Source organism: Methylobacterium sp. A52T (assembly GCF_053346095.1).
In genome coordinates, this window is the sequence record NZ_JBKFBI010000158.1 from 1 (window position 1) to 12751 (window position 12751).

15 protein-coding genes and 2 tRNA genes are annotated in these 12751 nt (G+C 72.2%); 6 read left to right on the forward strand and 11 right to left on the reverse strand.

What is annotated here, in order from left to right; all coding sequences use genetic code 11:
- The 6 genes from ACLBYE_RS26355 to ACLBYE_RS26380 form a co-directional block, all read left to right on the forward strand.
- Positions 1–688: CheB methylesterase domain-containing protein (locus ACLBYE_RS26355; RefSeq protein ID WP_447696428.1), on the forward strand; the 688-nt coding region annotated here is incomplete at its 5' end.
- Entirely contained in the window at positions 685–1548 is an 864-nt protein-coding gene (locus ACLBYE_RS26360; RefSeq protein ID WP_020094379.1) for a CheR family methyltransferase, read from the forward strand. The genes ACLBYE_RS26355 and ACLBYE_RS26360, both read left to right, overlap by 4 nt.
- Before the next feature lie 248 nt (positions 1549–1796).
- On the forward strand, positions 1797–2411 hold the full coding sequence (locus ACLBYE_RS26365) for a hypothetical protein (RefSeq protein ID WP_447696429.1): 615 nt from the start codon (positions 1797–1799) through the stop codon (positions 2409–2411).
- A gap of 118 nt (positions 2412–2529) precedes the next feature.
- The gene (locus tag ACLBYE_RS26370; RefSeq protein ID WP_091981130.1) at positions 2530–3546 is read left to right on the forward strand and encodes an asparaginase; all 1017 of its coding nucleotides are present in this window, start codon (positions 2530–2532) and stop codon (positions 3544–3546) included.
- A 348-nt stretch (positions 3547–3894) separates the two neighbouring features.
- Positions 3895–4800, forward strand: a complete 906-nt coding sequence (locus ACLBYE_RS26375) for an SEL1-like repeat protein (RefSeq protein WP_447696430.1) — start codon at positions 3895–3897, stop codon at positions 4798–4800.
- Between the two features lie 303 nt (positions 4801–5103).
- On the forward strand, positions 5104–5637 hold the full coding sequence (locus ACLBYE_RS26380; protein ID WP_056529984.1) for an isochorismatase family protein: 534 nt from the start codon (positions 5104–5106) through the stop codon (positions 5635–5637).
- A 30-nt stretch (positions 5638–5667) separates the two neighbouring features.
- Here the strand turns inward: ACLBYE_RS26380 and ACLBYE_RS26385 are convergent, their stop codons facing one another.
- From ACLBYE_RS26385 to ACLBYE_RS26435, 11 genes are all read right to left on the reverse strand, one after another.
- Complete coding sequence (locus tag ACLBYE_RS26385; RefSeq protein WP_447683252.1) at positions 5668–6264, reverse strand: sigma-70 family RNA polymerase sigma factor; 597 nt, start codon at positions 6262–6264, stop codon at positions 5668–5670.
- Positions 6261–6518, reverse strand: coding sequence for a NepR family anti-sigma factor (locus tag ACLBYE_RS26390; RefSeq protein WP_447696431.1), 258 nt, complete (start codon positions 6516–6518; stop codon positions 6261–6263). Before ACLBYE_RS26390 ends, ACLBYE_RS26385 begins: the two co-directional genes overlap by 4 nt.
- Before the next feature lie 324 nt (positions 6519–6842).
- Complete coding sequence (locus ACLBYE_RS26395; protein WP_447696432.1) at positions 6843–7601, reverse strand: SDR family oxidoreductase; 759 nt, start codon at positions 7599–7601, stop codon at positions 6843–6845.
- A gap of 17 nt (positions 7602–7618) precedes the next feature.
- Positions 7619–8833 carry an ABC transporter substrate-binding protein gene (locus tag ACLBYE_RS26400; protein WP_447696433.1) on the reverse strand — a complete coding sequence of 405 codons (1215 nt, stop codon included), beginning with the start codon at positions 8831–8833 and terminating at the stop codon, positions 7619–7621.
- Positions 8834–9115: 282 nt separating this feature from the next.
- A tRNA-Thr gene (locus ACLBYE_RS26405) sits at positions 9116–9190 on the reverse strand.
- Between the two features lie 506 nt (positions 9191–9696).
- Positions 9697–10074 (reverse strand): hypothetical protein, encoded by a 378-nt coding sequence (locus ACLBYE_RS26410; protein WP_447696434.1) that lies wholly within the window; start codon positions 10072–10074, stop codon positions 9697–9699.
- A 64-nt stretch (positions 10075–10138) separates the two neighbouring features.
- Positions 10139–10468, reverse strand: coding sequence for a hypothetical protein (locus tag ACLBYE_RS26415; RefSeq protein WP_447696435.1), 330 nt, complete (start codon positions 10466–10468; stop codon positions 10139–10141).
- 104 nt (positions 10469–10572) lie between these two features.
- Positions 10573–10938 carry a response regulator gene (locus tag ACLBYE_RS26420; protein WP_007567202.1) on the reverse strand — a complete coding sequence of 122 codons (366 nt, stop codon included), beginning with the start codon at positions 10936–10938 and terminating at the stop codon, positions 10573–10575.
- A 163-nt stretch (positions 10939–11101) separates the two neighbouring features.
- The gene (hpt, locus tag ACLBYE_RS26425; protein WP_020094392.1) at positions 11102–11668 is read right to left on the reverse strand and encodes a hypoxanthine phosphoribosyltransferase; all 567 of its coding nucleotides are present in this window, start codon (positions 11666–11668) and stop codon (positions 11102–11104) included.
- A gap of 124 nt (positions 11669–11792) precedes the next feature.
- Positions 11793–12167, reverse strand: a complete 375-nt coding sequence (locus ACLBYE_RS26430) for a hypothetical protein (RefSeq protein WP_447696436.1) — start codon at positions 12165–12167, stop codon at positions 11793–11795.
- A gap of 257 nt (positions 12168–12424) precedes the next feature.
- Positions 12425–12501, reverse strand: a tRNA-His gene (locus ACLBYE_RS26435).
- Positions 12502–12751 lie beyond the last annotated feature (250 nt).

Consider the following 12751-nt stretch of genomic DNA (forward strand, 5'->3'; position numbering starts at 1 on the left):
GGCCGCACCGGCCGCACCGGCCGCGGTGCATCCGGCGCCGGCCGCGGCGGCGCGCCCGGCGACCCCGTTCACGCTGCGGCCCAAGGTCCGCAACCGGACCCAGCCCCGCGCCCTGCTGATCGGCTCCTCCACGGGCGGCCCGCGTGCCGTGGGCGAGATGCTGGAGGGCATCGGCGCGGCCGCCCTGCGGCGCCTGCCGGTCCTGATCGTCCAGCACATGCCGCCGATCTTCACGGCGGTCTTCGCCGAGCACCTGGCCACCCGCACCGGGCTCCCGGCGGCGGAGGGCAAGGCCGAGGAGCGGGTCGAGCCGGGCCGCATCTACGTCGCACCGGGCGGCCGCCACATGGGGCTGGCCGGCGGGGCCGGCGGCCCGATCATCAAGCTCACCGACGGCCCCCCGGTGAATTTCTGCCGCCCCGCGGTCGACGTCCTGTTCAAGGACGCGGCGGTGGTGTTCGGCGCCGCCACCGCGACCGTGATCCTCACCGGCATGGGCTCGGACGGGACCAACGGCGCCCGGGCGCTCACCGAGGCCGGCGGCCCGGTCCTCGCCCAGGACGAGGCCACCAGCACGGTCTGGGGCATGCCGGGCAGCGTCGCGCGGGCCGGGCTCGCGGAGGCCGTGCTGCCGTTGCCCGAACTCGCGACGGCGCTGCGCGCCCTGATCACGGGGCAGCCGGCATGACCGAACTCGAGTTCGAATTCCTGCGCACCTTCCTGAAGCAGCGCTCCGGCCTCGCGCTGACGCCGGAGAAGCGCTACCTCGTGGAGAGCCGGCTGACCCCGGTCTGCCGCCGCTTCGGCCTCGCCAGCCTCGGCGACCTGATCGGCGCCCTCAAGCTCGCCCAGAACAGCACGATCGAGCGGGCCGTGGTCGAGGCCATGACCACGAACGAGACCTTCTTCTTCCGCGACCGGATCCCCTTCGACCTGTTCCGCGACACGCTCCTGCCGGACGTGCTGGCGCGCAATGCCGGCCGCCGTCGGCTGCGGATCTGGTGCGCGGCGGCCTCGACCGGGCAGGAGCCGTACTCGCTGGCCATGCTCCTCCAGGAGGCGGCGCCGCGGCTCGCCGGCTGGCAGGTGGAGATCGTCGCCACCGACCTGTCCACCGAGGTGATCGAGAAGGCCAAGCTCGGGCTGTACAGCCATTTCGAGGTCCAGCGCGGCCTGCCGGTGCAGTGGCTGATCAAGTACTTCACCCAGGTCGGCGAGCAGTGGCAGATCGCCCAGAGCCTGCGGAGCATGGTGGATTACCGCCAGCTCAACCTGCTGCACAGCTTCGCCTCGCTGGGCCAGTTCGACGTGATCTACTGCCGCAACGTGCTGATCTACTTCGACGCGCCGACCAAGTCCGACGTCCTGGCGCGGCTCGCGGCGCAGCTCGCCCCGGAGGGCGCGCTGCTGCTCGGCGCCGCCGAGACGGTGATCGGCCTGACCGACCGGCTCTCGCCGAACCCGAAGCACCGCGGCCTCTACGGCCACGCCGAGGCCGCGGCGCGTCCGGCCGAGGCGCCGCCGCTGCGCATGGCCGCGAGCCTCTGAGCGGCGCGACCGGAGCTCCCGGTCGCGCCCCGGCTCCGGGCCGTTCCCGAGACCGCCAGCGCGGCGGGGATCCGGGCGATCCTGGAAACGCGGCTTTAAGAACCGCGTGGGTAATTTGCACACGGACCCGCCGCCGGGCGAATCCGGCTCATCCGTGACCCGAGCCCCCCATGAGTACCGTCTCGTCCACCGCGACAGCACAGCTCGCCGCGCAGCGATGGTCGCCGCCTCCGTCGCCCCAGACCCGGATGTCCGACACGATCAGCAGCGCGCTGTCGGCCGGCACGATCAGCAGCACCGACGCGACGGCCCTCACGAGTGCCCTGAGCAGCATCGATGGGAGCCTGTCGTCGGCCAGCGCTGCCTCGACCAGCGCCACGAGCCGGTCCGGGCTCGACCCGTCCTCGATGAAGGACCGGATCGACGGTCTGATCGCCGATCAGGTCAGCAGCGGCAGCATCACCGCCGACCAGGCCACGGAGCTGAAGAACCTGTTCGCCAGCCACGGCCGGAGCACCCAGAGCGCCGACGCCACCGGCGACGGGACTGGCGACGTCGCCGGCCCGGACGGCCCGCCGCCCGGGCCCCCGCCCGGCCCGCCGCCGACGGACGCTGCGGGCAGCGCCGGGAGCGGGGCGTCGGCCTCGGCGTCGGTCTCCACGTCGGCCTCCACGTCGGCCTCCACGTCGGCCTCCACGTCGGCCTCGACGTCGACCACCGACGCGGCGCGCACGACGAACGACCTGCTGTCCACCTTCATCCAGCAGCTCCAGAGCGGCCAGTCGGGCCGCGTCGGCTACGGGGCGAGCGGCACCGCCAACAGCGGCGCCGTCTCGGCGCTCCTCCTCGACTTCCGCAGCTGAGACCGGGGCGCGGCCGGCGGCCCTCCCGCCCGGCGCATCGCCCGCCTGCGCGCGGCCGGGGTCGACCCCGGCCGCGCGACGCGGCATCACGGCGGTGGACAGGCACGGGAGAGACGGCATGGCGGCAGGAGCGGGGACGGGATTGCCCAAGGTCGCGTTCATCGGCACGGGCGGGACGATCTCGTCCCTCGGCCGCGACGCCCTCGACATCCTCGACTACACCGCCACCGATCGGCGCCTCGAGGCCGGCGCGATCCTGGACGCGGTTCCGGAACTCGCGACGGTCGCCGCGGTGGTGCCGGTGCCGTTCCGGGCGGTCCCGAGCCCGGCGATCGGGTTCGCCGAGTGGCGCGACCTCGTCCGGCTGTGCGAGCGCCTCGCGTCCGAGCACCCGGACCTCGCCGGCATCGTCATCGGGCACGGGACCGCCACGTTGGAGGAGACCGCCTACGCCCTCAGCCTCACCCTGACGGTGGATCTGCCGGTGGTGCTGGTCGGCTCGCAGCGGCCGATGAGCGCCCTCTCCACCGACGCCAAGCTGAACCTCGTGGCAGCCGTGCGCACGGCCGCGGCGCCGGCCTCCCGCGGGCGCGGCGTGCTGGTGGTGCTCAACGACGAGATCCAGGCGGCCCGCGAGGTGACCAAGACCTCGGTGGCCCGGCTCCAGACCTTCCGGACCCCGGATTTCGGCGTGCTCGGCCACGTCGACGGCGAATCCGTCCGCTACTACCGCCGCTCCGAGCGCGCGCACGCGCCGGGCACGCCCTTCGACATCCGGACCCTGCCGGCGCTGCCGCGGGTCGACGTCGCCTACGGGTACGCCGACGCCGACGGCACCGCGGTCCGGGCCTTCCTGGCCGCCGGCGCGCGCGGCCTCGTCGCGGCCGGTCTCGCGCCGGGCATGACCCCGCCCGCCGAGGCCGAGGCCCTGGAGGCGGCGGCCGCCGCCGGGATCGTGGTGGTGATGTCGACCCGGGCCGGCAGCGGCGTGGTCCCGCTCACCACCCGGCTGCGCAGCCGCGGCATCCTCAGCGCCGACAATCTCACCCCGCAGAAAGCCCGGATCCTGCTCGCCCTGGCGCTGACCGTCACGGCGGAGCCCGAGGCGGTGGCGCGGCTGTTCGCGACCTACTAGCGACGCGTCCCGGGGCCGGTCGCCCGCCCCGCCGAGCCCTCAACGCCCCCTTCCGGCCGGTCGCGACACGGTCCCCGCCGCGCGCGGACCCTGTCGCGACCCGTGGTGCGCGCCGGCGCTCTCGGCCGGCCAGGCGGGCCGCATGTGCGATTTGGTCCAGAAAATCCCGCCGAGCCCGGATAGGTCAAGGATCAGTCCGGTGCAGTCCAGCCGAGGGATTTTTCGCCCGGAAGACTGTCATCAGACGAAGAAGGTTCGGGAACACGCCATCAGCATTGCGGAAGATGCTCGAGATCGGCTTCCGCGCAGGGCATGACGGTTCGCGTGCCCGCACAGGGATTCACGGCCATGCGCGCGACATCCATCGTCTCCATGTCTCTGGCGCTCTCGGTCCTGTCCGGGCTGGGCGCCCAGGCGGAGACCGCCGGGAGCCTCTCCACGACGACGGCCGTCAGCGGCAGCGCCGCCGCGATGTACAATCTCGGAAGCCTCTACATCAACGGCCAGGGCGTGAAGCAGGATTTCGGTACGGCCGGACGCTGGTTCGAGAAGTCGGCCGCCGGCGGCGACGTCGACGCCATGCTCAACCTCGGCAGCCTGTACTACAACGGCCAGGGCGTGAAGCAGGACTACGCCACCGCGGCCGCGTGGTTCGAGAAGGCCGCCGTGGCGGGCAACGCCGAGGCCATGAACAACCTCGGCAGCCTCTACGATGCCGGCCAGGGCGTGACGCAGGACTACGCCACGGCGCGCAGCTGGTACGAGAAGGCGGCGGCCGCCGGCGCCGCGTCGGCCCTTTACAATCTCGGTCTACTCTACGCCAACGGTCAGGGCGTCGGGCAGGATCACGGCGCGGCCGCGTCCTGGTTCGGCAAGGCCGCCGCCGCCGGCAACGTCGACGCGATGAACGCCCTCGGCAGCCAGTACCTCACCGGTCAAGGTGTGAAGCGGGACGCCGCCACGGCCCGCCGCTGGTTCGAGCGGGCGGTCGCCGGCGGCAACGTGGACGCGATGAACAACCTCGGCAGCCTCTACCTGAACGGCCAGGGCGTGAAGCCGGACGCCGCCGCGGCCCGCCGCTGGTTCGAGAAGGCGGCCGCCGCCGGCCACGCGGAGGCGATGAACAATCTCGGCTTCCTCTACGTCAACGGTCGCGGGGTGAAGCAGGATTTCGAGGCCGCCCGGCGGTGGTTCGAGAAGGCCGCCGGCGGCGCCGCGGCCGCGAACGTCCCCGGCGACATCGCGCTCCGCTAGAGTCGTCTCCGATCGGGTCGGGACGGAGGCGATCGCCGGGGCCGTGCCGAACGATGCACCGGTGCCCTCTCCCGTGAGGGAGAGGGGGCTTGGCGCGGCTGCCGGGACCGGGGCCGCCGCCCTTCCCAACCGTCGCAACACGATCGGGAACGGCTCCAGGGCGGGGTCGCGGTCGGGGCGCGCACGTGTCATGCCGGCGGGCGCGGTCCCGACCGGACCGGATGGGGCGAGGATACGGCTCGGATGGGGCCAGGATGGCGCCCTCCGCCTCCGACGCGACCCGTCCGCAGGGACCAGACATCGATGCCGCTGATCGACCCCGCCCGCTCGCTCCTCCTCGTCATCGACGTTCAGGTCCGGCTGATGCCGACGATCGCGGAAGGGGACGGGGTCGTCGCCAATGCGGGCCGCCTCCTCGCCGCCGCGCAGCTGCTCGACGTCCCGGTCCTGGTCACCGAGCAGAATGCCGGCGGCCTCGGGCCGACCGTGCCGGCCCTGGCGCCCGAGCCCGGGACGGCCTTCGCGAAGATGAGCTTCGGCGCGACCCGGACGCCCGGCTTCCTCGAGCGCCTGCCCGCGGACCGCGACCTCGTGGTCAGCGGCTGCGAGGCGCATGTCTGCGTGCTGCAGACGGTTCTCGGGCTGCGCGAGTCCGGCCGCCGCGTCGCCGTGGTGGCCGACGCCGTGGGCTCGCGGCGGATCGAGAACCGGGAGGCCGCGCTCGCCCGGATGGCGGCCCACGGCGCCGAGATCGTCACCACCGAGATGGTGGCCTTCGAGTGGCTCGGCACGGCGCGGCACAGGCGGTTCCGCGACGTCGTCAGGCTCATCAAGTAGGCGCCGCGGCGATCCTCGCCCCGGCGCGCCTCAGGAGCCGTCGAGGGCCGCGCGGGTCTGCGGGTCGGGTCCGATATCGTCGGTGCCGGTCATGCCCAGCACCTCGATCAGGCGGGTCCGGGCGCGGCTGACCCGGCTCTTGATCGTGCCCACCGCGACGCCGCAGATGGCCGCGGCCTCCTCGTAGGTGAAGCTCTGGGCGCCGACCAGGACCAGCGCCTCGCGCTGGGCCGGCGGCAGCCGGTTCAGCGCGCTCTGGAACTGCGCCATCTCCATCCGGATCTCCTGCTCGGGGAGGGCGGTCAGGCGCCCGGCATGGACGCCGTCGGCGTCCTCCACCTCGCGCTTGCGCTTGCGCTGCTCCGAGTAGAACAGGTTCCGCAGGATCGTGAACAGCCACGCGGTCAGGTTGGTCCCGCGACGGAAGCTGGCGGCGTTGACCCAGGCGCGCACGAGCGTGTCCTGCACGAGGTCGTCCGAGCGGTCGAGGTCGTAGGTCAGCGAGAACGCGAAGGCCCGCAGCGCCGGGATCGCCCCCAGCAGGAGGTCGCGCATCTCCGCGTCGGCGCCCCGGGGGGCCGGGCCGGATCCGCTCCCCGCGGGGGCGGCTTGCAGCATCAGGGTCATCGCGAGGCCTCCGTGTCGGAGTGTGCGGCGAGCTCGTCGAGCAGCGTCCGGAGCCGGTCCGGGATCGGCAGGGCCAGGACGCCCGCGTAGTGCAGGCGCAGGCCGCGCCCGATCCGGTCCCGCGCGCCGTCGTCGATCGGCCGGCCGGGTCCGCCGACCGGCGCCGGGCGTGACGCGGCCGCGGCGCCCGTTCCGGCCGGGTCCGCCGCGGCGGCGGAGTCCGGAATCCCTCGATCGTCCTCGGTCCCCGGCATGGTCGCGCCCCCTGGTCGTGCGCGATGGGGGCCCGAGGGGCCCGGCGGTCCGCCGGACCGTTGTCCCCATCGGTTCGGCGAAGACGCGTCTCATCGCCTTCCGGCAGCGCTGGTAGGCGCGACGGATTTAATCGGTTCTGAACCCCGCATTCATCCAATTTTAATCTTGAAATAGCCCAGCTTGCGCCGAATTTAATTCATAAAGTCTCAGATACAATTCGGAAATACTTGTTTCTAGCTTGGCCGTGGCGACACTCGTCCTCCGTGCCTGAACGCGGGATGAGCGCACGGCGCCCCGGGCCGGGCGCGTCGCGGCGGCCCCGCTCAGAGCTTCACGCCCTCGAGATAGCCGCGGTTCCAGGTCGGGCTGATCAGGATCTCGTTGACGCAGACGGAGGCCGGCAGGCGGGCGACGAACAGGATCGTCTCGGCGAGATCCTCCGGCTGGAGCATGCTCCCGCGATCCTCCGCGGTGACCGGGACCGGCCGCTTGTCGAGGAGGGGCGTCGCGACCTCGCCGGGGCAGATGCAGCAGGACCGGATGCCGTGCCCGCACTCCTCCTGGTTCAGGCTCTCCGAGAGCGCCACGAGCCCGTGCTTGGCGGCGGAATAGGCCGGTCCCGTCAGCGTGGAAACGTAGCGGCCGGCCCAGGAGGAGACGTGGATGATCAGGCCGCTCCGCTGCGCCCGCATGGTCGGCAGCACCGCCCGCGCCGCGTAGAAGGGGCCGTTGAGATTGACGCCGACCACGGCGTCGATGCCGGCCGGCGTGATCTCGCTCCAGCCGCGCTGCGGCACGTTGAGGCCCGCCGAGTTCACCAGCAGGTCGCAGCGCCGCCACGCGGCGTGAACTGCCTCCCAGGCGCGCTGCACGTCGTCGGCCACGCCCATGTCGGCCGGGGCGACCAGCGCCTCGCCGCCCGCCGCGCGGGCCATCTCCGCGGTGCGCGCGAGGGCCTCCTGTCCCCGCCCGGTGAGCGCGAGCCGCATGCCGGCCCGCGCCAGCGCCACGGCGGCCGCCTGCCCGATCCCGGATCCGGCCCCCGTTACCCAGGCGACCTGCCCTTCGAGCGCGCGCATCATGGCGTTCGGCTCCCTTCCTACGGCTTGGCGACGAGCGGGCAGCCGCCCTCGGCGAGGGGGCGGAAGGCCTGCTCGGCGGGGATCGTCTCCAGCACCTTGTAGAGGTCCCACGGGCCCTTCGACTCGGACGGCGCCTTCACCTCGAACAGGTACATCGGGTGGATCTTGCGTCCGTCCGCCCGGACCACACCCTTGCCGAACAGCGGGTCGTCGGTCGGGTTGGCCTTCATCCAGGCCATGGTCTTCTGCGGGTCCGTCGACTTCGTCGCCGCCACGGCCTTCAGGTAGTGCAGGAGCCCGGCGTAGACGCCCGCGTGGTTCATCGTCGGCATGCTGTTGCCGTTGCGCGGGTAGAAGCGCTCCGAGAAGGCCCGGGTCTCCGGGTTGAGATCCCAGTAGAACGACTCGGTCAGCACGAGGCCCTGCGCGGTCTGCAGGCCGATCGCGTGGACGTCGACGGCGTAGATCAGCAGGGCGGCGAGCTTCTGGCCGCCGTCGGTCAGCCCGAACTCGTGCGCCTGCTTGACCGCGTTGACCGTGTCGCCGCCCGCGTTGGCCAGACCCACCACCTTCGCGCCCGAGGCCTGCGCCTGCAGCAGGAACGAGGAGAAGTCCGTGGCGGGGAACGGGACCCGCGCGGCGCCCAGTACCCGGCCGCCGCCCGTGTCGATCACGGCCTTCGCCTCGTTCTGAAGGGAGAGGCCGAAGGCGTAGTCGGCGGTGAGGAAGTACCACGTGTCGCCGCCGCGCTTGAGCATGGCGCCGGCCGTGCCGTGCGCCAGGGCGTAGGTGTCGTAGGTCCACTGGATCGTGTTCGGCGAGCACTGCTTGCCGGTCAGCTCCGTGGTGCCGGCCCCCGAGTCGATGAAAACTTTGTTCTTCTCGCGGGTGACCTGACTCACCGCCAGCGCCACCGAGGAGGTCGGCACGTCGAGGATCGCGTCCACGCCGTCGCGGTCGTACCACTGGCGGGCGACGGCGGCGCCGATATCCGGTTTGTTCTGGTGGTCGGCCGAGACGACCTCGACCTGCACGCCCGGCTCGATCTTGGCGAAGTCCTCGACCGCCATCTGCGCGGCGACGACGGAGCCCTTGCCGCCAGTATCGGCGTAGACGCCCGACATGTCGTTGAGGACGCCGACCTTGACGCGGATCGGCTCGGCAATGGCCGGCGCGGCGAGCGCGGCGAAGCCGATCGCGACCGAGAGCACGCAACTCCGGATCGACGCCATGGCAGACCATCCTCCGCGGCAGTTTCTGTCTTTCGGTCAGGAGGGCACGCTGGCATCCCAGCGTCAAGCAGCGGTCCGCGACCGGATCCGGGAGCGGTGAGACAGGCCGGCACCGGATGTGTCGAGGCGGCGGTGCCGACGGACTCGGGGCGGGACGCCCTCCCGAGACTGGCCCGTCGCGACACCGGGATCGGTGCGGTGGCGCTGCCTCAGCCGGCGCGCTCTGCCGGACGACGATCAAGCCCCACGGGCGCGGGGCCCGGCCTCGGCGATCGAATGTCGTGGTGCCGGCGGAGGGGATCGAACCCCCGACCTTCGGTTTACAAAACCGCTGCACTACCGCTGTGCTACACCGGCAGGCGCTCTGAAACCATTGAGAAAATTGGCGGTTTCGGTGCGTCAGAGGCGCTTTTGACTACGTTTGGGGGCGCTTCGTCAAGGCACACATCTCGGCACAGTCCGTCCATCGTGCGTGCGCGCAACCCTTGGAGCGGGCCGAAGAAGGCTGGCGCCCGAGCGATGCGGGAGGCGGCACAGTCCATGGAACAGTCCAGGGCTTGGGCGTGAATGGCCAAGGAACCCTCGACTCGCCGAGCTGCGCGAGACCGCCGAGGTTATCGGTGGGGCGATCCGCGCCGTGGTCGCTGCGGTGTTGGCCGACCTCCCGCACGACCGCGGAGGTCCGGACCGCCGAGCAAGACAGTCAAAAGTCGGCACAGACGTACCGGTTCAGGCCCGCCGCCACCGCGTGGGGGCGCTAAGGACGGAAGGTGCCGGGGCGCGCGAGACAGGTACGCGGTTCGCAGAACCGCCGTACAAGCGCCGCTCAATCCGAGCCGCGCCGGGATCTGCGCGGCCGGCCCTCAATGGCCCGAGCGGCGGATCAGGCTCTTGAGGCGCTGGTCGGCGGTGTCGAGGCGGTCGCCGATGCCGCGCCGGATGCATTTGCCGACGGAATCGCCGGCGTAGAACCCGACCGTCTGGTCTTGGTTCCGGCAGGACTGGACCGGCGGCCACGCCACCACCCCCGCCACGACCAGCAGCACGACCAGGCAGTCGACGACGAGCCAGCCCTTCCAGCCGAGCCGGAAGCCGCGCCGCCGCTCGGGCGCCCGGGTCCGGCGCGGGGTGCGGTGCGCCCCGTCCGGGCCGACGCGCGCCATGCGGGCGCGGAACTGGGCCTCCTCGAGGGCGTCGGAGGCGCGGCCGGACGAGGCCGGGAGGAGCGGGCGGGTGGACATGGCGGCCTCGCGGAGGTCGGTTCGGAGCGGATCGGCGGAGCGCGGAAGGGCCGTGAGCGGGCGCTCAGTCGATGAGCCGTTTCAGGAGCGCGAGGTTGTCCTGGATCGACAGGACGTTGCCGAGCATCTCGGTACGGGCGCAGGCCCCGGCCCCGACGAGACCGAGCCAGCCCGCCGCCGGGCGCGCGCTGCAATCCGCGAAGCTGCCGTACAGGAACAGCGCGGCCGGCACCGCGAGGAGGGCGAGCTTCGTCGGCGAGAAGAGCCGGCCGACGACGCCCCTGCGCGGCCGCCGCGCGTCGCGGTCGTCGTCCCAGTCCCTGTCGTCCGGCTCCCAGCCGTAGCGGTCCGCCTGGTACGCCGTCGCGTCGATGTCCCGGTCCCGGCGATGCATGGCGTTCCGTGCTCGGTCTGATCAGTCTGACCGAAGGTGCCACGCTTTCGTGAAGCTCAACCTAAGAGCAATGTTTAAGTTCTTCCCAACCGGTCCCGCCCGGCTCAGGCGGCGAGCGCCCGCCTCACCGTGGCGCGCAGATCCGCCAGGGAGAAGGGCTTGGTCAGCACGTCGGTGACGATGGCGTCGAGCCCGCGCGCGCGCTCGCGCTGATCGGCGAAGCCGGTCATCAGCAGGATGGTCAGGTCGGGGAAGTCGCGCTTGGCGGCGAGGGCCAGCGCGATGCCGTCCATGAGCGGCATGCGGATGTCGGTGAGCATCAGGTCGAAGCCGCCGTCGGCCTCGTTGAGGCGGTCGAGCCCGTCGCTGCCGTCGTTGGCCGTGACGACGGCGTGCCCGTCGATCTCGAGCCCCCGCTTCAGGAAGCCCCGGACGGTCTCTTCGTCATCCACCAGGAGGATGCGCGCCATGTGGTCCTGTAACCGTCCCCGAAATCCGCGCGCGCCGCGTCGCGACGCCGCGCGCGCCCAAACGTCGACAGACGCAGACGAATTCTCCGTCTGTCAAGTCGTCGCAGGCTGAATTGTCCCGCGGGTCGCGGCGCGCGGCGAAAATGCCGCGCCGCGCGCACGGTCAGGCGTCGAACAGGTCCGGGGCGCCGTCCCCGTAATCGACCACGCCCACGAAGGGCAGCTGGCGGAAGGCGTGGGCGGCGTCCATCCCGTAGCCGACGACGAACACGTCGGGGCAGGTGAAGCCGACGAAATCCGCGTCGATCGTCACGGCGCGCTTGCCGGGCTTCTCCAGCAGCACCGCGGTGAGGACGCGCCGGGCGCCGCGGGCCATCAGCAGGTCCTTGGCGAAGACGACGGTCCGGCCCGATTCCAGGATGTCGTCCACGAGCAGCACGTCCCGCCCGCGCACCTCGCTCTGCACGTCGCGCAGGATCTCGACCTGCCCGCTGGAGACCGTCCCGGTGCGGTAGCTCGACAGGTGCACGAACTCGACCTGCGGGGCGAGGCCCACCCGGTGCAGCGACCGGAGCAGGTCGGCCGCGAACATGAAGCTGCCCTTGAGCACCGCCACGACGAGGAGGTTCTCGGGCCGCGCGGCGAGGATCTCGCGGGCGAGCTCGTCGTTGCGCTTGGCGATGGCCGCCTCGTCGAACAGGGTGCGGACGCGCCGTTCAGGGATGCTCATCTCTCGTGTCCCGAAGCCCGTTGGCGCGGCGGCGCCCGCCGCCGCGCTCGGGAACGGTCTTAGCGTCCCGGGCGCGCGCGGGGAACTCCGGATCCGCCAGATGGTCCCGCGCCGTCGATGCGGGTCAGGCTTCGGCCGCCTGCCGGAACGGTCGGAGCAGGCGGGTGAGCCCGCGCCGGCGCGCCGGCCGGGCCGCACGCCGCGCCGCGGCCAAGTCCGGTTCCGGCCCCGCACCGATCCCGTCGGCGTCGTCCCCGTCGACCGCGTCCTCGTCCGCGTCGTCCGGCTCGACGTGCCGGACCTGCTCGAGGACGTCCGCCACGATGCGTGGGATGGGCCGCGCGTGCTCTTCCAGGAGTAGCGAGGCTGTCCAGAGGCGACTCGCGTTCGCGAGGGGCAGCTTCCCCTGTGTCAGGCGCTCCATCAGCATCCGGTCGGCGAGCGAGGCCGCGAGGGCGCTCACGATTTCGAGCTGATCCTGCTGTGTCGTGCTCTTCATGGCAGTCTTCACGCTAACGAAAATAGTCTTCTCCCAGACGGGATGGTATGCGAGCAAATCTGGCGATTCTATAGCGCGCGCGAGCATTGGAGTGGCCGCCTGTGTACAGGCCCGCTCAGGTGCGAGGACCGGTCCCGTCGATGCCGATCAGGTCGGAGTGCGGGTTCGGATCGGACCTGATCCGGCGCGGCGCCATTCGCGCATAAGCAAAAGGGGCTGGCGATCCGCCAACCCCTCGCGCTGTCGAGCTGAATGGATGGTACCACCGCCCCGGCTCGAACGGGGGACCCCCAGATCCACAATCTGGTGCTCTAACCAACTGAGCTACGGCGGCACTGGCGCGGGGTGTATCGTGGGCCGCGGCAGTTTTCAAGGCGATGCGTGCACGGGATCTGGACTTCGTGGACAGCGCCGTCCGGGCCCCCGCGCCGGGGCTGGCCGCGCCCCCGGGGCGCGCACCCGTTTGCAACGGGATCCGCCCCGGCTGTAACTGCGGCGGCGGGGCCGACGCGTCGGCCCCGCCGATCGGGCGGACCGGAGGCGAGGGGGCGGACCGTGAGCGCGCGACAGCCATCGGGCGCCGC